Annotated in this window: 24 protein-coding genes; 16 read left to right on the top strand and 8 right to left on the bottom strand. The window is 66.8% G+C overall.

Annotated features, from left to right (window positions below):
• Positions 1–602: 602 nt before the first annotated feature.
• Genes J0I99_RS07975 through J0I99_RS07965 form a run of 3 tightly spaced genes read right to left on the bottom strand, consistent with a single transcriptional unit; the run spans position 603 to position 2326 of the window.
• Positions 603–1325: a metallophosphoesterase family protein gene (locus J0I99_RS07975; RefSeq protein WP_291396992.1), complete on the bottom strand. Its 723-nt coding sequence runs from the start codon at positions 1323–1325 to the stop codon at positions 603–605.
• Between the two features lie 36 nt (positions 1326–1361).
• Positions 1362–2075, bottom strand: coding sequence for a metallophosphoesterase family protein (locus tag J0I99_RS07970; RefSeq protein WP_291396991.1), 714 nt, complete (start codon positions 2073–2075; stop codon positions 1362–1364).
• A gap of 8 nt (positions 2076–2083) precedes the next feature.
• Positions 2084–2326, bottom strand: a complete 243-nt coding sequence (locus J0I99_RS07965; protein ID WP_291396990.1) for an accessory factor UbiK family protein — start codon at positions 2324–2326, stop codon at positions 2084–2086.
• Positions 2327–2501: 175 nt separating this feature from the next.
• Between J0I99_RS07965 and lgt the strand changes: the two genes are divergently transcribed.
• The 16 genes from lgt to J0I99_RS07885 all read left to right on the top strand — a co-directional run bounded on the left by lgt (position 2502) and on the right by J0I99_RS07885 (position 15606).
• Entirely contained in the window at positions 2502–3314 is an 813-nt protein-coding gene (lgt, locus tag J0I99_RS07960) for a prolipoprotein diacylglyceryl transferase (protein WP_291390924.1), read from the top strand.
• Positions 3307–4386, top strand: coding sequence for an SAM-dependent methyltransferase (locus J0I99_RS07955; protein WP_291396989.1), 1080 nt, complete (start codon positions 3307–3309; stop codon positions 4384–4386). The genes lgt and J0I99_RS07955 overlap by 8 nt, the downstream gene beginning before the upstream one ends.
• A complete protein-coding gene (gene pgeF / locus J0I99_RS07950; RefSeq protein WP_291396988.1) occupies positions 4383–5159 on the top strand; it encodes a peptidoglycan editing factor PgeF in 777 nt (258 codons plus the stop codon). Before J0I99_RS07955 ends, pgeF begins: the two co-directional genes overlap by 4 nt.
• 258 nt (positions 5160–5417) lie before the next feature.
• The gene (locus J0I99_RS07945) at positions 5418–6350 is read left to right on the top strand and encodes a ribose-phosphate pyrophosphokinase (RefSeq protein WP_291390932.1); all 933 of its coding nucleotides are present in this window, start codon (positions 5418–5420) and stop codon (positions 6348–6350) included.
• Between the two features lie 216 nt (positions 6351–6566).
• A complete protein-coding gene (locus J0I99_RS07940) occupies positions 6567–6959 on the top strand; it encodes a YciI family protein (RefSeq protein ID WP_291396987.1) in 393 nt (130 codons plus the stop codon).
• Between the two features lie 124 nt (positions 6960–7083).
• Positions 7084–7431 carry a YciI family protein gene (locus J0I99_RS07935; protein WP_291396986.1) on the top strand — a complete coding sequence of 116 codons (348 nt, stop codon included), beginning with the start codon at positions 7084–7086 and terminating at the stop codon, positions 7429–7431.
• Position 7432: 1 nt separating this feature from the next.
• Complete coding sequence (locus J0I99_RS07930) at positions 7433–8674, top strand: DUF6596 domain-containing protein (protein WP_291396985.1); 1242 nt, start codon at positions 7433–7435, stop codon at positions 8672–8674.
• A 474-nt stretch (positions 8675–9148) separates the two neighbouring features.
• Complete coding sequence (locus tag J0I99_RS07925; RefSeq protein ID WP_291396984.1) at positions 9149–9787, top strand: 50S ribosomal protein L25/general stress protein Ctc; 639 nt, start codon at positions 9149–9151, stop codon at positions 9785–9787.
• A 63-nt stretch (positions 9788–9850) separates the two neighbouring features.
• Positions 9851–10588, top strand: coding sequence for an aminoacyl-tRNA hydrolase (pth, locus tag J0I99_RS07920; protein ID WP_291396983.1), 738 nt, complete (start codon positions 9851–9853; stop codon positions 10586–10588).
• A 188-nt stretch (positions 10589–10776) separates the two neighbouring features.
• Positions 10777–11685: a GNAT family N-acetyltransferase gene (locus tag J0I99_RS07915; RefSeq protein ID WP_291396982.1), complete on the top strand. Its 909-nt coding sequence runs from the start codon at positions 10777–10779 to the stop codon at positions 11683–11685.
• Between the two features lie 117 nt (positions 11686–11802).
• Positions 11803–12900 (top strand): redox-regulated ATPase YchF, encoded by a 1098-nt coding sequence (ychF, locus tag J0I99_RS07910; RefSeq protein ID WP_291394155.1) that lies wholly within the window; start codon positions 11803–11805, stop codon positions 12898–12900.
• A 168-nt stretch (positions 12901–13068) separates the two neighbouring features.
• Positions 13069–13491: a hypothetical protein gene (locus tag J0I99_RS07905; protein WP_291396981.1), complete on the top strand. Its 423-nt coding sequence runs from the start codon at positions 13069–13071 to the stop codon at positions 13489–13491.
• On the top strand, positions 13488–14117 hold the full coding sequence (locus tag J0I99_RS07900; RefSeq protein ID WP_367115361.1) for a methyltransferase: 630 nt from the start codon (positions 13488–13490) through the stop codon (positions 14115–14117). The genes J0I99_RS07905 and J0I99_RS07900 overlap by 4 nt, the downstream gene beginning before the upstream one ends.
• Before the next feature lie 19 nt (positions 14118–14136).
• On the top strand, positions 14137–14682 hold the full coding sequence (locus J0I99_RS07895; RefSeq protein WP_291396980.1) for a MaoC family dehydratase: 546 nt from the start codon (positions 14137–14139) through the stop codon (positions 14680–14682).
• Complete coding sequence (locus tag J0I99_RS07890; RefSeq protein WP_291394152.1) at positions 14679–15236, top strand: MaoC/PaaZ C-terminal domain-containing protein; 558 nt, start codon at positions 14679–14681, stop codon at positions 15234–15236. Before J0I99_RS07895 ends, J0I99_RS07890 begins: the two co-directional genes overlap by 4 nt.
• A gap of 7 nt (positions 15237–15243) precedes the next feature.
• Positions 15244–15606, top strand: a complete 363-nt coding sequence (locus J0I99_RS07885) for a hypothetical protein (RefSeq protein WP_291394151.1) — start codon at positions 15244–15246, stop codon at positions 15604–15606.
• 150 nt (positions 15607–15756) lie between these two features.
• On the opposite strand, the gene J0I99_RS07880 is transcribed toward J0I99_RS07885, so the two are convergent.
• The 5 genes from J0I99_RS07880 to petA all read right to left on the bottom strand — a co-directional run bounded on the left by J0I99_RS07880 (position 15757) and on the right by petA (position 19416).
• Complete coding sequence (locus J0I99_RS07880) at positions 15757–16287, bottom strand: adenine phosphoribosyltransferase (RefSeq protein ID WP_291396979.1); 531 nt, start codon at positions 16285–16287, stop codon at positions 15757–15759.
• 105 nt (positions 16288–16392) lie between these two features.
• Positions 16393–16593: a hypothetical protein gene (locus J0I99_RS07875; protein ID WP_291394149.1), complete on the bottom strand. Its 201-nt coding sequence runs from the start codon at positions 16591–16593 to the stop codon at positions 16393–16395.
• Between the two features lie 128 nt (positions 16594–16721).
• Positions 16722–17570: a cytochrome c1 gene (locus tag J0I99_RS07870; protein ID WP_291396978.1), complete on the bottom strand. Its 849-nt coding sequence runs from the start codon at positions 17568–17570 to the stop codon at positions 16722–16724.
• A gap of 20 nt (positions 17571–17590) precedes the next feature.
• The gene (locus J0I99_RS07865) at positions 17591–18877 is read right to left on the bottom strand and encodes a cytochrome b N-terminal domain-containing protein (protein WP_291394147.1); all 1287 of its coding nucleotides are present in this window, start codon (positions 18875–18877) and stop codon (positions 17591–17593) included.
• 14 nt (positions 18878–18891) lie between these two features.
• The gene (gene petA / locus J0I99_RS07860) at positions 18892–19416 is read right to left on the bottom strand and encodes a ubiquinol-cytochrome c reductase iron-sulfur subunit (RefSeq protein WP_291394158.1); all 525 of its coding nucleotides are present in this window, start codon (positions 19414–19416) and stop codon (positions 18892–18894) included.
• Positions 19417–19640: the final 224 nt, after the last annotated feature.

The raw sequence follows: 19640 nt of genomic DNA, 5'->3' as shown, positions 1-19640 counted from the left end.
CCTGACCAGTCGGCCGGTTGCCCACGACACCGACCCGCCATGGGACGACTCCCATGACCCTCGATATCCAGCCACCGTCCGTTCGTCGCGACCGCCCGCCCGTGGTAGGACGGCGGCAGGATAAGGGGGCGTGGGTGTAGGGGGACAAGTTTTTTCTGGATGGGCCGGTATGTGGGGCCACCCCCCACCCTAGCTCTGCTAGCCCGCTGGCGCGGTCAAGCGTCGCTACCAGCCATTCGAGCACAGCTCTCATGGCCTTATCCCCTAAAATCGCTCCACCGGAGCGATTTTGCCTTCGGCACGGCTCGAAGCCCCGCAAGGGGGAGGGAGACCAGACTGCAGGCTTCGGTTCTTGCGTCTCCCTCCCCTCGATGGGGAGGGTAGTGGAGCTTGGTCCTCGCGGCAGCGAGGGCCTAGCGCAACTGGGTGGGGTGGAGCCCCGCGCACCGGTCGAGCTTGGGTCCTGCCTTGCGTCCGGACGACAGCTGGCGGGTGTGGAGCGCGAGGACGAAGCCGCCCCCAGGATGGATGCAGGCCTGCGCCAGCATGACCCGTGGAACAGGGCAAGAGCGCTGCCTCGTTTCAGACTGAAGGTGAAGCGACTAGAACAGCCCGATTGCGCTGGCCCAGCCGGTACGGATCGCCTCGGCCCATAGCGGGAAGCCGTTGGCGATCGCCTGCTGGGCCACGGCCTCGAAATCGTAGGGCACGGCGCGGATGCTGGCCGCCCATTGTCCACCGTGCCGCTCGAGCACGGCGTAGCGCGCGTCCGGGGCCCCGTAGTTGAACTGCAGCCCGACCGAGCCGGGATTGACCACCAGTCGTCCATCCCTGAGCCGCACGATGCGCGACACGTGCGTGTGACCGCACAGCAGCACCGGGAACTCGAGTCCATCCGCCTTGGCGGTGACCTCGGCTTCGCCGGGCATGGTCACCGTGCGGCCGGTCCACCAGCCGTCGAGCCAGGGTTCCTCGTCGCTCGCCGGCGTACCGTGGCAGAGGAATACCTCGCCCTCGATGTCGCGCGTCGCCGGCAGGCTGCGCAGATACTCCAGATGGACCGGCTTCAGCCGTTCGGTCACGAACTGGTCGACCGGCTGCTTCGACTGGGGCAGCCCGTGCGCGATGTAGCGATCGTGGTTGCCGATGACCGTCGGGTAGTCGCGCTCGATCAGCAGGTCGGCCGCGCCGATCGGGTCGAGCGGCCCGGCGAACAGGTCGCCGAGGTTGATCGTGGCATCCACTCCGACCATGGCGATGTCGGCTTCCACGGCCTCGAGGGCGAGCCGGTTGCCATGCACATCGGAAATCACCGCGATTCTCATGCCGTAACCCTCTCCAGCAATTGCGGCCCGCGACCGCTACAGCTCGCTCGGACTGGCCCATCCCCACGTCAGCGCCTCGGCCCACCGGGGGTAACCCCGGTCAAGCGCCTGCCTGGCTGCTGCCCGATGATCGTAGGCAACGGCGTGCAACTCCGTGTTCCAGCCGGCCGAACGCTTCTCGATGATGGCATAGCGCGCATCGGGCGAGCCGATCTCGAACGGCAGCCCGACGCTGCCCGGGTTGACCACCAGGCGGCCATCGTTGAGCCGCAGGCTGCGCGGGACGTGCGTGTGGCCGCACAGCAGCACCGCATGATCGAAGCCCGCGGCTTGCGCCTCGATATGCTCGCGCGACTGCATGGCGGCGATACTCCCCACCATGTGGTCCATGAACGAGCCGTTGTCGTCGCGCGGGGTGCCGTGACAGAGGAAGACATCGCCCTCGTGGAGCAGTGTCGGGGGCACCGCCGCGAGCCAGGCACGCTGCCGCTCGTCGAGCTGGTCGCGCACCAGGGCGTCGATGTGCCAGTCGTTCTCGCGTCCGTCGACGATGTAGCGGTCGTGATTGCCGCGCACCGACGGCATGTCGAGTTCGATGAAGCGGTCGGCGACGCCGGTCGGATCGCCGGGGCCGCTCAGGAAGTCCCCGAGCGCCAGGGTGGCATCGACATTCTGCCGCGCGATATCCTCGAGCACCGCGTCGAGCGCGTGCAGGTTTCCGTGCACATCGGAAATGACGGCGAGCCGCACCTTGCCGGTCAGCCCTTCGACTTCAGCGCTTCGACCTCGGTCTTCAGCGCCTTGAGCTCGGCGCTCTGCGCCTGCACCAGTTCGCGCAGTGCGTCGTAGTCCTCGCGCTTGACCAGGTTCATGTCCGCCACCAGCCGCTCGAGCTGGGACTTCACCACTGTCTCGATCTCGCGGCGCACCCCGTCGGCGACGCCAGCGGCATTGTTCATGAGCTTGCCCAGCTCGTCGAATAGCTTGCTGCCCTGGCTCATCGGACATGTCCTCCCAACGGGTTCCACCGAGCTATTTAGGCGGGTCGGCACGCCTTGACCAGAGCCAGCCGGAGGCTAAAAGGTCTCACCTACTCCACTGGAGCGCGCTCGGGAAAGGTTGCGGACTTTCCGCTACGAGCGTGCGCCCCGAGGAAATCTCTGCCCGGAGCCCACCGTGCCCTTTCCCAACGTCGATCCCGTCGCCTTCGCCATCGGCCCGTTCGTCGTCCGGTGGTATGCGCTCGCCTACCTCGTCGGCGTGCTCGGCGGCGCGGCCTATGCGACGACGCTGCTGAAACGGCATGGCCTGTGGAAGGACAATCGCCCCCCGTTCGAGCCGGCGGCGATCTGGGATTTCGCCTTCTGGGCCGTGGTCGGCATCGTGCTGGGCGGCCGCATCGGCTACGTGCTGTTCTACAATCTGCCCTACTATGCAGCGAACCCGGGCGAGATCATCGCGCTGTGGGATGGCGGCATGAGCTTCCACGGCGGGCTGGTCGGCATCATGATCGCCATGGCCCTGTTCGTGCGCCACAAGGGCGGCAACATCCTCTCGGGGCTGGATCTGCTCGGCGCCATCGGCACCATCGGCCTCTTCCTCGGCCGCGTCGCCAACTTCATCAACGGCGAACTCTACGGCGCGCCGACGAATCTGCTTTGGGCCGTCGTCTTTCCCACCGATCCCGAGCAGTTGCCGCGCCATCCGAGCCAGCTCTACGAAGCGCTGCTCGAGGGGGTGCTGCTGTTCATCGTCATCCGCATCGCCACCAATCTTTTCAAGGCGCTGAAGCGCCCCGGCCTCGTCGCCGGCATCTTCGGCATCGGCTATGCGCTGAGCCGCATCTTCGTCGAGTTCTTCCGCCTGCCCGACGCCCAGATCGGCTACCTTTATGGCGGCTGGCTCACCATGGGCATGGTGCTGAGCCTGCCCATCCTCGTCGCCGGCATTGCGCTGGTGCTGTACGCGCTGAGGAAGAGCCGTGGCTGACGACCATAGCCTGGGCGAGCTGATCGACATGCAGCTGAGCCAGAACGGCCCGATGTCGATCGCGACCTACATGAGCCTCGCCCTCACCCACCCGCGCTCGGGCTACTATACCGGCAAGGACCCGCTCGGCGCCGGCGGCGATTTCGTCACCGCGCCCGAGATCAGCCAGATGTTCGGGGAACTGGTCGGCTTCTTCCTCGTCAACCTGTGGCAGCAGATGGACGAGCCGCCGAGCTTCACCCTGCTCGAACTCGGCCCCGGCCGCGGCACGCTGATGCAGGACGCGCTGCGCGTCGCGGCCAAGGCCGAGGGCTTCCTCGATGCCTGCCACCTGCAGCTGTTCGAGACCAATCCGGCGCTCAAGGCCCAGCAGGCCGAGCGGCTGGGCCAGTACAATCCCTACTGGGCCTCCGAGATCGACGCGGTTTCCGACGACCCCCTGTTTGTCGTCGCCAACGAGTTCTTCGACGCTATGCCGATCCGCCAGTTCGTCAAAGGGGAGGACACCTGGCACGAGCGGCAGGTGGGTCTGCGCAACGGCAAGCGCGTCTTTGGCCTGTCGCCGATACCCATCCCCGAAGCCTCCATGCCCGAAGAGGTCCGCGGCGCCGCGCCCGGCGATATCTACGAAGTCAGCCTCGCCTCCGCCGACATCATCCATCAGCTCGGCACCCGCATCCGCAACCAGCGCGGCGCGCTGCTCGCCATCGACTATGGCTACGGCGACATCCAGACCGGTGAGACCCTGCAGGCCGTTCGCAACCACGCCTATGTCGATCCGCTGGAGGCGCCCGGTGAGATCGATCTCAGCGCCCATGTCAGCTTCGGCGCGCTGCGTATCGTGGCGGAAGAGGTCGGCCTCACGGTCGAAAAGCTGTCCACCCAGCGCGATTTCCTCGGCGGCCTCGGCATCGTCGAGCGCGCCACCGCCCTCGCCCGCGCCAATCCCGAGCGCATGGACGAAATCGGCGCGGCGCTGAAGCGGCTGACTGCGCCGGAGGAAATGGGCACCCTGTTCAAGGTCTTCTGCGCGCACTCCGGCGATATCGCAGCCCTCGGATTCCCCGCATGAGCATTCCCTTCGAAACGAGCCGCGCCCTCGAGCGCCTCACCGGCGTCCGGCACGGCTTCTTCGGCCGGCGCGGCGGCGTCTCCACCGGCGAGTTCGCTTCGCTGAACGTCTCGGAATCGTCCGGCGACAAGCGGAATCATGTTCTTGAGAATCGCGCCCAGATCGCTGGCCTGCTTGGTTTTTCCTCCGATCAGTTGGTGACGGTGAAGCAGGTCCATTCGGTCACCGTGCTCGAGGTCACGCGCCAGCCATCGCCGGACGACCGGCCCGAGGCCGATGCACTCGTCACGCGTGTGCACGGGCTGGCGCTCGGCATCCTCACCGCCGACTGCACGCCCATCCTCTTTGCCGACTCCGAGGCGCGCGTCATCGGCGCCGCCCATGCCGGCTGGCGGGGCGCCGTGGGCGGCATCGCCGAAGCCACCGTCGCCGCCATGGTCGAGCTTGGCGCACGGCCCGACCGCATCGTCGCCGCCATCGGCCCGACGATTTCCGGCCCGAACTACGAAGTCGGCCCCGAATTTGCCGCCAACCTGCTGCGCGACCATCGCGATGCGGAGAACCGCATTACCAGGCCCGGCGACGGCCGCGAGCATTTCGATCTCCCCGGCTTCGTCTTCGACCACCTGATCGCGGCAGGGGTCGGTGTGGTCGACGACCTGGGCACCTGCACCTATGCCGAGCCCAAGAAATACTTCTCCCACCGCTACGCCACCCACCAGGGCACCAAGACGGGACGGCAGCTGAGCGTCATCGGGCTGGGTGGGCTGTAGGGGGCGCCGGGCGGCGACAGCCTCTACCCTCCCCCGGGTCATCCCCGCGAAAGCGGGGATCTCTGTTTGCCGGACCATCCAAACGCAGATTCCCGCTTTCGCGGGAATGACACCGAGTCTTGCTGCCCCCTCCACCTCCGCAAGAATCATTCATCCCTCCGTCACAAGGCGCATTGCGCACCGGCACGCCGTCCGCTAGAGACCCGCGCATCAGGAGCCGGCAACTCCCCGCCCGGCCGATAGCCTCGGAGCGCGCGCGTGAAACTCGTCACCGGCAATTCCAACCGCGCCCTTGCCGAAGCCGTTGCGAGTTATCTCGAGGTCCCGCTGACCGACTGCACGGTCAAGCGCTTCAACGACAAGGAAATCTTCGTCGAGATCCACGAGAACGTGCGCGGCGAGGATGTCTTCATCCTGCAGTCGACCTCGTTCCCGGCGAACGACAACCTGATGGAGCTGCTGATCCTGTCGGACGCGCTGCGCCGCTCCTCGGCGCGCCGCATCACGGCGGTGATCCCCTATTTCGGCTACGCCCGTCAGGACCGCAAGTCGGCCTCGCGCACGCCGATCTCGGCCAAGCTGGTCGCCAACCTGATCACCGAGGCCGGCGTCAACCGCGTCATCACCCTCGACCTGCACGCCGCCCAGATCCAGGGCTTCTTCGACATCCCGACCGACAACCTCTATGGCGCGCCCGTCATGGTCCGCGACATCCAGGAGAACTATACCAAGGGCAAGGTGATGATCGTGTCGCCCGACGTTGGCGGCGTGGCCCGCGCCCGCGCCACCGCCCAGCGCATCGGCGCCGACCTCGCCATCGTCGACAAGCGCCGGCCCCGCGCCGGCGTGTCGGAGGTGATGAACATCATCGGCGACGTTTCAGGCCATGCCTGCATCCTGATCGACGACATCGTCGATTCCGGCGGCACGCTGGTGAATGCCGCCGAGGCACTGCTGAAGGCCGGCGCGACGGAGGTCTCGGCCTATATCAGCCACGGCGTCCTGTCCGAGGGGGCGGCCGAGCGCATCGCCGCCTCGCGCCTCAAGGAGCTGGTGATCACCGATTCCATCATGGCGACCGACGCCGTCAAGGCAGCGAAGAACATCCGCCGCATCTCGATCGCTCCGCTGATGGGCGAAGCCATCGCCCGCACGGCCTCCGAGCAGTCGGTCTCAAGTCTGCTCGACTAGCCCAAGGACGGGCTCCAATCGTTGCCACAAGCTCGATGTCATCCCCGCGAAAGCGGGGATCTCCGTTTTTCGGGCACCGCAAACAGAGGTTCCCGCTTTCGCGGAAAAGACCCGGTGTGGAAGGCGGCTGCGAGAAATATCCTTGGCCCGGTCGAAATCCGCGCCCCTCGCCCGACATTGCCCTGAAGGGCTATGGTGCCGAACGAGGAGAACGCGATGCGCTACATGCTGATGCTCTACGCCGACGAGAAGGCCGGCGCCGCCATCCCGCCCGACCGGATGGAGAAGGCGATGGAGACGATGTTCGCCTACCAGGCCGCGCTCGAGAAAGCCGGCGCCTTCGTGATGACCGCACCCCTCGCCCGGACCCCGGACGCCCGGACGCTGAGGATGGAAGGCGGCCGACCGAGCTTCGACGGCAAGGCCTTCACCAACCCCGACGGCGAGCTCAAGGTGCACGACGGCCCCTATGCCGAAACGCGCGAGCAGTTCGGCGGCTTCTACATCATCGAGGCCAAGGACATGGATCAGGCGCTCGACTGGGCCCGCAAGTGCCCTGCCGCTCAGTGGGGTCCGATCGAGGTTCGCGCGCTGGTTCCCGGCTACTGACGGGCCGGAGGCCGATCCTCCAGCCGCCTCCGGGAAATTTGCGGCAGCAAGTCGAATTCGGCGGCATCGCCCCGTCATTGCCGTATCGGGACCGAAAATCCCGGCCAACAAACCGGAGACATCCATGCGCTACATGATGCTGATCCACCACGACGAGGCCGCCCTCGCCGCCGCCCCGCAGAAGGAACTGTGGGCCGACTATGCCGCCTTCAACGAGGCCCTGGCCAAGGCTGGGCTCAGCGGCGGCGAGCGGCTCGAGCCATCGGCGAAATCGACCATCGTCCGCACCGGCGACGGCCGTGCCGAAATCCTCGATGGCCCCTATGCCGACACCAGGGAGCAGTTCGCCGGCTACTTCTTCGTCGACGTGCCGAGCCTCGAGGAGGCCGTGGCCTGGGCCCGGCGCTGCCCCAGTTCGCGCTTCGGCACGATCGAGGTGCGTCCCGTCCACGAACCCCGGCCGGGCAACTGAAGTGAGCCATGCCGACGAGGCAGCCCGGGCCGCCGAGCGCGTTGCGCGCGAAAGCTATGGCCGCCTCGTCGCCTTCCTCGCCGCCCGGACGCGCGACGTCGCGGGCGCCGAGGATGCGCTGGGCGAGGCCTTTGCCGCGGCGCTGCGCCTGTGGCCGCGCGATGGCGTGCCCGACAATCCCGACGCCTGGCTGCTGACCGTCGCCCGCCGACGGCAGACCGATTCCCTCCGCCGCCGCCAGACACGCCATGCGGGGGAGGATCACTTGCAGCTGATCGCCGACGAGATCGAAGCCGCCGCCGAGGACGGCGATGCCCTTCCCGACCGCCGCCTCTCCCTGATGTTCGCCTGCGCCCATCCCGCCATCGAGCGCGGCATGCGGGCGCCGCTGATCCTGCAGACCATCCTCGGGCTGACCGCCATCGATATCGCCGCCGCCTTCCTCATCCCGCCCGCCACGATGGGCCAGCGCCTCGTGCGCGCCAAGGCCCGCATCAGGGAGGCCGGCATCCCGTTCGCGGTGCCCGACAAGGAAGAACTGCCCGGGCGGCTCGAGGCCGTGCTCGACGCCATCTATGCCGCCTACACCAAGGGCTGGAACGAACTCGGCGAAGCCGCGACGCCCGAACTCGCCGACGAAGCCATCTGGCTGGCCCGCCTCGTCGCCTCGCTGCTGCCCGAGGAGCCCGAGGCCAAGGGCATGCTCTCGCTCATGCTCTATACCACCTCCCGCAACCCGGCCCGCCGCGGCCCCGGCGGCGCCTTCGTTCCGCTCGACCAGCAGGACACCGCGCTCTGGGAGCGCGAACTGATCGTCCTCGCCGAGTCCCTGCTGCGCGAGGCCAGCGCGGCCGGCCCCTCCGGGCGCTACCAGCTCGAGGCCGCCATCCAGTCGGCCCATGTCGCGCGGCGGCTCGGCGGCGCCAACACCTGGCCGGCGATCGTCGCCCTCTACGACCACCTGCTCCGCCTGACCAACTCCCCCGTCATCGTACTCAACCGGGCGGTCGCCATCGCCGAGCTCGAGGGTCCGGAAGTGGCCCTCGCCGCCATCGCTCCCCTCGCCGAGGACCGGCGCATGGCCGACTACCAGCCCTACTGGGCCGCCCGCGGCCATCTCATGGCCCGCGCCGGCCGCAAGGACGAGGCGCACGAAGCCTTTTCGGTCGCCATCGGCCTCACCACCGATCCCGCCGTGCGGCACTACCTCCAGGGCCAGCTGGCACGGCTGGCGGATGGTTGATGGAGCTCCCCTCCCCCTTGAGGGGAGGGGCCGGGGGTGGGGGTCCATCGGCGATCACCGCACCACCCCCTCCCTCGATCCCTCCCCTCAAGGGGGGAGGGAGGCAAGGCATCGAGTTCCACCCGGGCCGCTCGCCGAAACCTCGGCCTCACCACCGATCCCGCCGTGCGGCACTACCTCCAGGGCAAGCTGGCACGGCTGGCGGATGGTTGATGGAGCTCCCCTCCCCCCTGAGGGGAGAGGCTGGGGGTGGGGGTCCATCGGCGATCACCGCACCACCCCCTCCCTCGATCCCTCCCCTCAAGGGGGAGGGAGGCAAGGCATCGAGTCCCAGCGGGCCGCTCGCTGAAACCCTTGCCCAGCCGGGCGTCTTCCACTATAGCCACCGCCCATGAAGCACCCGTCACCCCTGGAGGACGGGTGCGTGAGCTTTGACGTTTCGAAGTTCACACCAACCCATGAATGGATCATTCAATGGCTACTGCTGCTAAGGAGCTCAAGGCTCAGGCGCGGAGCGGGGTGGGCAAGGGGGCCGCTCGTGCACTGCGTCGTGAGGGGCTCATTCCCGCCGTCATCTATGGTGACAAGAAGGCTCCCCTGCCGATCTCGATCTCGTACAACGAGGCAATGAAGTCCATCTACGCCGGTGGCTTCCTGTCCCACATCATCACCGTCGATGTTGATGGCGAAAAGCACCGCGTCATTCCGCGCGACTACCAGCTCGATCCCGTCAAGGACAAGGCGCTGCACGTCGACTTCCTGCGCGTCGGCAAGGGCACCAAGCTCAATGTCCAGGTGCACGTGAAGTTCATCAACGAGGAAGACTCGCCGGGCATCAAGCGCGGTGGCGTGCTGAACATCGTCCACCACACGCTCGACCTGACCGTCGACGCCGACCACATCCCCGAGGAAGTGGTCGTCGATCTCGCCGGTCTCGACGTTGGTGACAGCGTCCACATCTCCTCGATCAAGCTGCCCCAGGGCGCCGTCGACCACAGCCACGAGGCCGATCTCACCATCGCCACCATCGTTGCTCCGTCGGGCCTGCGCTCGGAAGAAGCCGAGGGAGCTGCCGAGGCCGCTCCGGCTGCCGAAGGCGAAGCCAAGGCCTAAGTGCTGCTGGGCGGGCTTCGGTCCGCCCACCCTCTCTTTCCCCACTGCCAGGATCATCAGCCGATGCACCTCATCGTCGGCCTCGGCAATCCCGGGGACAAATACCGCAACAACCGCCATAATATCGGCTTCCTCGCCGTCGACGCCATCGCGCGCGGGCACGGCTTTCCCGCCTTCCGGGAGAAGTACCAGGGGCTGATCTCGGAAGGTACCATCGACGGCGAGCGCGTGCTGCTGCTCAAGCCGCAGACCTTCATGAACTCGTCCGGCGACAGCGTGCAGAAGGTCGCGGCCTTCTACAAGCTCGGCCCCGCCGACATCTCGGTTCTTTACGACGAAATCGACCTCGCGCCCGGCAAGACCCGCGTCAAGGTCGGCGGCAGCGCCGGCGGCCACAACGGCATCCGCTCGATCGACCCGCAGATCGGCACCAACTATCGCCGCGTCCGCCTCGGCGTCGGCCATCCCGGCCACAAGGACCTGGTGATGCCGCACGTGCTCGGCGACTTCAGCAAGGCCGAGCAGCAGGCCTGGCTTGTTCCCCTGCTCGACGCGATCGCCGACAATGCGGCCCTGATCGTCAAGGGCGATGACAACGGCCTGATGAACAAGCTGGCGATTGCCGTGCAGGGTGACGGCGCCGAGCGCACCCAGCGGCCCGACACGGCTGACCCCACGCGCAAGAAGGCGCCGGCCCAGTCGCATATCCGCCAGGCGCGGCCCGCCGGGCCCCAGGCCAAGGTGCCCGACACCGGGCCCATGGCGGACATGCTGAAGAAGCTCTTCGGCAAGAAGGACTGAGCCGCTCGCTACCGGCGGCCTGCGCCGCGGTGCCCCTGGCGCACGCTGGTCACGCGAACGCTGGCGCCGCCGACTGGCCTTCGTGGTCGGGTCTTGTTATGAGGCCGCAAGCACTAGCACCAACTCGAAAGAACCAGCGCGGCTGCGGCCGGGACAGGCTTTCATTCTTGCACCTGAAGGTGGCGAAGATGAACAGACCTTTCGTTTCGTTGCGTCCGGAAATCACCCGCACCCACGCACTGGTCCTGATGGACTGGCTGGAAGATGAGCGCGTCACCCGCTACCTGAGCGATTCGGGCAGCGTGTCCCGTTTCATCGCGGAGGCCATAGACCGCACGCAACTGCCGATCCTGACGCATCTGTTCAACCAGGGCGGCCGCTTCTTCATGGCGCATGACCGGGACGACGTTCCCGTCGGCTTCGTCCGCCTGGTGAAGACCGGCCGCGACTGCGAGATCGTGCTCGTCATCGGTGACCATGACAACTGGGGTCGCCGGCTCGGCGCGAGCACCATCCGCGAAGGCCTGAAGCTCGCCTTCCTCGAGATGCGGGCGGACACTGTCATCGCCAAGATCCACCCCGACAACGCGCGCTCGCTGAAGGCGTTCGAGCGGAGCGGCTTCCTCCCGCACCGCGAGACGCCGACGCTCAACTCGCTGTCCCTCACGTCGGGGCGTTACCTCAAGCTCCTGCGCGAGGGCGCCATGGCCTCCGCCGACATCTACATCACGGAGATGGACAAGGAGCGGCTCCAGGCCCTGATCTGGGTCGAGCAGGGACCGGCACTCGTCGACCTAGAGCACGAGATCGAACGGGCCATTGTCGTCGATCCCCTGCAGGTCGCGCGGGAGGTCGTGACAATGAACTCCCGGGTCTTGCTGCATGTGGACGACGAGGAGAAGGAAGTGGCCCTCGTCTATCCCGAAGACGCCGATGAGCGCGCCGGGAAGCTGTCGGTCCTCTCCGACGTCGGCGCCGCCATCCTCGGCTATCAGGAGGGCGACGCCATCGACTGGATGGTTTCGGATCGGACGCGACGCATCCTGATCGACCGGGTCGTCTACCAACCGGAATCGTCCGGAGAATTCCACCTCTAGTCACATTGCCGGGCCGCCGGAGCAGCGCTTGACCTGACGCGCCCCGGCTTCTATCTCACCCTCGCGATCTGCGCCCCCTCCCGGCGGCCGCTGCGCTCGCAACCAGGAGAATTCCCGATGGGTTTCAAGATGGGCATCGTCGGCCTGCCCAACGTGGGCAAGTCGACGCTTTTCAACGCGCTGACCCGCACCGCGAACGCCCAGGCCGCGAACTTTCCGTTCTGCACCATCGAGCCGAATACCGGCGAGGTGGCGGTCCCCGACGCGCGCCTCGACAAGCTCGCCGAGATCGGCAAGAGCCAGCAGATCATCCCGGCGCGGATGAGCTTCGTCGACATCGCCGGCCTGGTGAAAGGCGCCAGCAAGGGCGAAGGGCTGGGCAACCAGTTCCTCGCCAACATCCGTGAATGCGACGCCATCGCCTACGTGCTGCGCTGCTTCGAGGACGGCAACATCATCCACGTCGCCAACAAGGTCGACCCGATCGCCGATGCCGAAGTGGTCGAGACCGAGCTGATGCTCGCCGACCTCGAGAGCCTCGAGAAGCGCCGCACCGGGATCGAGAAGAAGGCCAAGCAGGGCGACAAGGACGCCAAGCTGACGCTGGACCTGATCGACCGGTCCCTCGCCCTGCTGCGCGACGGCAAGTCCGCCCGGCTGGTCAAGCGGACCGAAGACGAGGAAAAGGCCTTCCGCGAGCTGCAGCTGCTCACCTCCAAGCCCGCCCTCTACGTCTGCAACGTCGACGAAGGCTCGGCCGCGACCGGCAACGCCATGACCCGGCAGGTCGAGGACTATGCCAGGCAGCATAACGCCGCGGTGATCGTCATCTCGGCCGAGATCGAGAGCCAGCTCGCCCAGCTCCCCGACGAGGAGCAGAACGAGTACCTGGACTCGCTCGGGCTGCACGAGCCCGGCTTGAATCGATTGATCCGCGAAGCCTACCAACTGCTTGGCCTGCAGACCTATTTCACCGTCGGCCCGAAGGAAGCGCGCGCCTGGACCATCCACAAGGGCGATCGCGCACCGCAGGCGGCGGGCGTCATCCACACCGATTTCGAGCGCGGTTTCATCCGCGCACAAACCATTGCGTTTGATGATTATGTCTCGCTTGGCGGAGAAGTGCCGGCCAAGGAAGCGGGCAAGGCCCGCGACGAGGGCAAGGACTACGTCGTCAAGGACGGCGACGTGATGCTGTTCAAGTTCAACACCTGACGGGCCGCTTCGGCAGGCATTGGATTAGCCAGCGGGTCGCCTCCGAGGAGATGGGGACTCCCGTGGGGGGGGGCATCGAAAAACGGAGGTTCCCGCTGTCACGGGAATGACCCGTGGCTGCCGGCACTGCGGTTCAGGGTGCCACGAGCTCGGCATTTGGAGGGGGCGATGCTGCAGAACATGATCTCGACCTGGTGGGCGATGACGTCCGCCTACTTCGGCGCACCTGCCGCCTTGCTGGGCGGGCAGGTTGTCGTCCAGACAGTGCTTCCGGTCGCCGGCATGGTGCTGCTGGTCCTCGGCGTGATCGTCGCCATTGAACGCCGCGAGGCGAGAGCCAGGTGGCTGGCTGTCACCGCCGTCGCCGCGGCGATCTCACCGCTCGTTGTCAGCTATGTCTTCGACATGATGGGCTGGTTCGGCGTGCTGTTCTTCCTCCTGCTCGGCGGCATCGGCATGCTGGGCTGGGTCGGCGTGATTTCGTCCGACGCGCGCCACCGGCTGCCGGTCTGGCTGATCGGGTTCGGCCTCGTCAGCTACTTGCTGTTCTGCGGCCTGTTCAGCGTCGCGGCCATCTGGGGTTTTAACTGAGCCCGGCCGCTCCAGCTGCCAGCCCGGCGGAGTTCATCCGCACCAACCTGCGGCTCGAGCCGGCCCGCGGCTTCCCGCACATCCGGCTCTACACGCCCCACCCCGGCAGCGGCCTGCGCCGCCTCGAGGACGAAACGCGCGCCGCGCCCTACTGGGCCTACGTCTGGTCGGGCGGCGCGGCGCTGGCTCGCCATATTTCCGAGCACCCCTCGACAGTGACCGGCCGGACCGTGCTCGACCTCGGCTCTGGCTGCGGCATCGTCGCCATCACCGCCGCACAGGCCGGCGCCACCACCGCTTTCGCAACTGACCTCGATCGCTATGCGTTGGCCGCGACGGCGCTCAACGCCGCGGCTAACGAGGTCGACGTGGCGATCCTGCCCGGGCTCGATCCCCTGCCGAGGGTCGACCTCGTCCTCGCTGGCGACGTATTCTACGACGCCAGCGCCGCGCGGCAGTCGGCACTCCTGCTCGACCGCTTCCGCGGCGCCGGCATCCCGGTGCTGGTCGGCGATCCCGGCCGCAAGCACCTGCCCCTGCCCCGAATGACGCTGCTGGCCAGCTACCATGTCCCCGAATTCGGTGGCGCCACCGTTCCCGCCGCCGTCTACGCGTGGCGGCCGTGACTTGCCCCGACCGGAGCGATTGACGTATACGTCAACCACCATGAACCCCGTCACCGCCGATCGGCGCCATTTCGAGGACCTCGTCGTCGGCGAGACCATCAACCTCGGCTCCACGCTCGTGACCAGGCAGATGATCCTCGCCTTCGCGCGCGAGTTCGATCCCCTGCCCTTCCACCTCGACGAAGCGGCGGCGAAACGCTCCCTGCTCGGCGGCCTCGCCTCCTCCGGCTGGCAGACCGCGGCGCTGACCCTGCGCCTGCTCGGCGACGCCTTCCTCAGCAAGATCGCGTCCGCCGGCGGCCTCGGCTTCTCCGACCTCAAGTGGAAGCGGCCGGTCATGAAGGGCGACACCATCCGGGCCACCGCCACGCTGGCCGAACTCCGCCGTTCGCGCCACCATCCGCAATGGGGCATCGTCTCGATCGATCTCGACGTGAAGAACCAGAAGGGTCAGCCGGTGATGTCCATGCGGCTCGCCAATCTCGTCGAGGCGCGCGACCCGGAGGCCGGCATGCAGGCTCCGTCCGAGCAGCCCGGGGATGCCGAACCGGCGGGCCAGCCATGACCCGCTGGTTCGAAGACATCACCATCGACGAGCCCTTCCCGCTCGGCAGCCACACCTTCACGGAAGACGAAATCCGCGCCTTCGGCCGTGACTATGACCCGCAGTACTTCCACGTCGACCCGAACGCCGCCGCCCACAGCCATTTCGGCGGGCTCATCGCCTCGGGTTGGCATACGGTGCTGATCGGTCACCGCAAGATGGTCGACGCGCTCGAGGCCGAGGAGGTCCGGCTGAAGAGCCTCGGGCAGGAACCCGGCGTCTCCGGCCCCTCCCCCGGCGTCAACCGGATGGAGTTCAAGGCCCCGGTCCGCCCCGGCGACACCGTGACCTATACCCTCACCGTCACCGGCAAGCGGCCGTCCAACTCCATCCCCGGCTGGGGGCTGCTGTTCAACAGCATCGATGCGGTGAACCAGCATGGCGAGCGCGTCTATCACGCCGAACTGGTTGGCTTCTCAAAGCTGCGTGACTTCAAAATGCCGCTTCGATTGGCGATCCTCGAGGCGTTGACCAAACTCCCCGGATTGGGGAAGTTGCTCGCCCAACGGAGCTGAATCGCCCATGCGCCTCGCCATCGCCCTTTTCGCACTGGCCACCCTTGCCGCGCCGGCCGCCGCGCAGTCGATGACCGGTGTCGGCGTTGAGGGCAACTGGGGCTGCCGGGCCAATATCGACGGCACCCGCGCCGGCCTGCTGACCATCTATGCCGGCTCCTATGGCTACGCCTCGGCCAACTACGGCAGCGCCGCCTCCGGTTCGGGCAACGCCGAGATGGCCTCGAACGGCGTGACCTTCCTCGATGGCAACCTGGTCACCGGGGCCGGCATCACCTCCGCCATCCTCGGCTTCGATGCCGACGGCAAGGACGTGCTGCAACTCTACACGGTCGATAAGAACGTCCTCACCTGCCACCCGCGCGGCTAGGCCGGTTCACCCCCCTCTCCCTGAGGGGGAGAGGGTAGCGCAGCTCGGGTGAGGGGTTCAGCCTCTCGACGAGCGCAGGGTGCCCGCGCGCCTCGCCATTGAAATGATCCGGACGGACAGGACCTGACGGCCCGCTTGCTACCGACGGGCTCAGTGCCCCTCGAACGGAATCAGCGCCTCGACCTTCACCCCGGCCTCGCGCAGCTTGTGGGCGCCGCCCAGGTCGAACAGGTCGATCACGAAGCCCGAATGCGACACGTCGGCGCCGGTCCGGCGCAGCAGCGACACTGCCGCAAGCGCGGTGCCACCGGTCGCGATCAGGTCGTCGACGAGGAGCACCCGGTCGCCCTGGTTGAGCACGTCGGCATGGATCTCGATCGTGTCGACGCCATATTCCAGCGCATAGTTCTGGCCGATCGTCTCGCCCGGCAGCTTGCCCTTCTTGCGCACCGGCACGAAGCCGACACCCAGCGCGATCGCCACCCCGGCCCCGAAGATGAAGCCGCGCGCCTCGATGCCGGCGACGTGCGTGATGCCCAGCCCGCGATGCATGTTGGCCAGCCGGTCGACGCTCTCCCTGAACCCTTCGGGGTTCTCGATCAGCGTGGTGATGTCGCGAAACAGGATCCCCTTCTTGGGATAGTCGGGGATGGAGCGGACAAGGGATTTGAGGTCGAGCATGGATGAGTGGATAGCCGATAGTGAGTAGCGACGGGCGAGCTTATTGGCCGCCGTTGGCAACCGGAAGCCCCATTCGCCATTGCCTGCCCGGTATTCGCAGGCGCCTCAGCGCTTTGTGCTCTCGACGATCTTGCGGGCGAGGACACCCGCCTTGTACGCGCCGTTGAGGGTGGCCTCGCGCGCCGCAGCCTTGACCTGCGGCGTCAGCAACAGCGGCGCGGCAGCGATGCCGGCCCTGACCGCCGGATGGGCGATCACCGTGCGCGCCAGCGCGGCGGCAGTCATGGCGCTGCGGATGATCGACATGGCGGCCTCCCGGATCAGGTTCGACGGCAGTATCGGCGATGCCGTCCCACATCGCAAGGGAGGCGCTGCCGCAAACGACAGCGGGCCCCGCAGGGCCCGCCTGAATTGTTGCTGCTGGCGCCTTCGGCTCAGTGCTCGACGCGGGCCCAGAGCTTGCGCTTGACGAGGAACATCAGCGCCGCGAACACCACCAGGAACACCATCACCCGCATGCCGGCTTCCTTGCGCTCGACCAGGTGCGGCTCGGCCACCCACATCAGGAACGCCGAGACGTCGCGCGAGTACTGGTCGAGCGTCTGCGGCACGGTGGTGCCGTTGGCGGCTTCCTCGTAGGTGATGGCGCCATCGCTCAGCGGCGGCGCCATGCCGATGGCATTGCCCGGGAAGTAGTGGTTGTAGTGCTTGCCGTCCGGGATCGTCACGCCTTCGGGCGGCGTCTCCTCATAGCCGTTGAGCAGCGCGTGGATGTAGTCCGGGCCGCCCTCGGCATAGGCGGTGAAGTAGTTGAGGATCCACCACGGGAACGGCTGCGTCGTGCCGCGGGCCTTGGCCAGCACCGACATGTCCGGCGGCAGCGCGCCGCCGTTGGCGTCGCGGGCATCCTGCTCCGAAGCGAACGGCGACGGCCAGCGATCGGCGGCGATGCCCGGGCGCTTGCCGCCCGCTGCTTCCGGATCGTTGATCTCGTACGACGCCGCGAGCGCCTTCACCTGCCCCTCGGTGAACTCCGGGCCACCCGGTTCGCTGAGGTTGCGGAAGGCCAGCAGGTGCGCCGAGTGGCAGCTGGAGCAGACTTCCTTGAACACCTGGAAGCCGCGCTGCAGCTGGTTGCGGTCGTAGGTGCCGAACGGCCCCGCAAAGCTCCACGCTTCCTTCTTGATCTCGGGCGCCGCGTGCGCGTCCTGGGCAGCGGCCGGAACCGCGGCGAACAGCAGGCTCACCAGCAGGGCGCCGATAATGCTTTTGGTCTTGATCATTGGCGTTGGGCCCCGAGGTCTCAGTGGGTCGTCGCGGCAGCGGCAGGCTGGGCCACCGGTGCCTTGTGCTTGGCCAGTACCGATTCGGTGATCGACTCCGGCAGCGGCCGGGGCTTCTCGAACCGGCCGAGCAGCGGCAGCACGACGAGGAAGTAGATGAAGTAGTAGGCGGTACACAGCTTGGCGATCAGCACGTAGATGCCTTCCGCCGGCGCCGAACCGAGCCAGGTCAGCATCACGAAGTTGATCACGAACAGCCAGTAGAACCACTTGAAGACCGGGCGGAACGAGCCCGAGCGGACCTTGCTGGTGTCAAGCCACGGCACGAAGAACAGCACCAGGATGGCGCCGGCGAAGAAGATCACGCCGCCCAGCTTGCTGTCGATGAAGAAGATGTTGAAGTCGATGGCGCGCAGGATCGCGTAGAACGGCAGGAAATACCATTCGGGCACGATATGGGTCGGCGTCACCTGGCTGTTGGCCATGATGTAGTTGTCGGGGTGCCCGAGCAGGTCCGGCGCGAAGAACACGAACCAGGCGAACGGGATGCAGAACAGCACCACCGCATAGAGGTCCTTCATCGTGTAGTACGGATGGAAGGGCACCGTTTCGCGGCTGTTCTTGACCTCGACGCCGATCGGGTTGTTGTTGCCCGGCACGTGCAGCGCCCAGATGTGCAGCGCGACGACGGCGGCAATCACGAACGGCAGCAGGTAGTGCAGCGAGAAGAAGCGGTTGAGCGTGGCGTTGTCCACCGCGAACCCGCCGCGCAGCAGCTGCAGGATCGGTTCGCCGAGCACCGGGATGGCGCCCAGGATGTTGGTGATCACGGTCGCGGCCCAGAAGCTCATCTGGCCCCACGGCAGCACGTAGCCCATGAAGGCGGTGGTGACCATCAGCACGAAGATCAGCACGCCGAGGATCCAGAGGATCTCGCGCGGTGCCTTGTACGAGCCGAAGTACAGGCCGCGGAACATGTGGATATAGACCGCCGCGAAGAACATCGAGGCGCCCACTGCGTGCACGGCCTGGAGGATGCGGCCGCCATTCACGTCGCGGCGGATATGCTCCACCGAGTCGAAGGCGAGGCTGACATGCGGGGTATAGTGCATCGCCAGCACAATGCCGGTGACGATCTGCACCACCAGCATGAAGGCGAGGATCGCACCGAAGGTCCACCAGTAGTTGAGGTTCTTCGGAGTCGGGTAGTCCATCAGGTGTTCCTTGGACCACCGGATGATCGGCAGGCGATCGTCGATCCACTTCTCGACGGCGTTACCGGGGACGTAGCTGGATTCGTGAGCCATTCTGGACGCTCCCCTCAACCGATCTGCACGAGAGTGTCGGAAACGAACTCATAGGGCGGCACCACCAGGTTCTTGGGTGCGGGGCCCTTACGAATGCGGCCGGCTGTATCATAGACCGAGCCGTGGCACGGGCAGAACCAGCCGTCATACTCGCCCGACTCGCCCACCGGGATGCAGCCCAGGTGCGTGCAGTTGGCAATCATGATCAGCCACTGCTCGTGGCCCTGCTTGGTGCGCTGCTCGTCCGTCTCCGGATCCTTGAGTTCGTTGAGCGGAACAGCCTTGGCTTCTTCGATCTCGGCCGCGGTGCGGTGGCGAACGAAAACCGGCAGCCCGCGCCACTTGATCGTGACCGACTGGCCTTCCTCGATGCCCGACAGATCGAACTCGATGCTGGCCAGGGCCAGCACCGAAGCATCTGGATTGAGCTGGTTGATCAGTGGCCAGGCAACGCCCGCCACGCCCACCGCCCCGACGGCGCCGGCCGCGACGTAGAGAAAATCGCGCCGTCCCGGTTGAGGGGCGTCCTGATGTGCCAGATTGGATTGCGTCGCCAAGGTAAGCTTCCGTCTGTTGTGCCTTGATCAGCGCCTCGGAGCCCGTTGGCGGCTGCTACGCGAGCCATAGCCAACCCCGCCCTCAAAGGCGCGTGATTTGGGCGTTCTTTTGACACTATGGATGGGGCTTGTCCAGCCGGCGCAACGGTGACTTTCCGGTTGTGCGACACTATAGCAACCGCCGAAAAGTCAACGAAGCCACTCAG

The sequence above is a fragment of the Devosia sp. genome (genome assembly GCF_017307495.1).
In the GTDB taxonomy this organism is placed as follows: Bacteria; Pseudomonadota; Alphaproteobacteria; order Rhizobiales; family Devosiaceae; genus Devosia_A.
The sequence above is the reverse complement of the archived record's forward strand: the minus strand, read 5'-3'. Positions and strand labels throughout refer to the sequence as shown.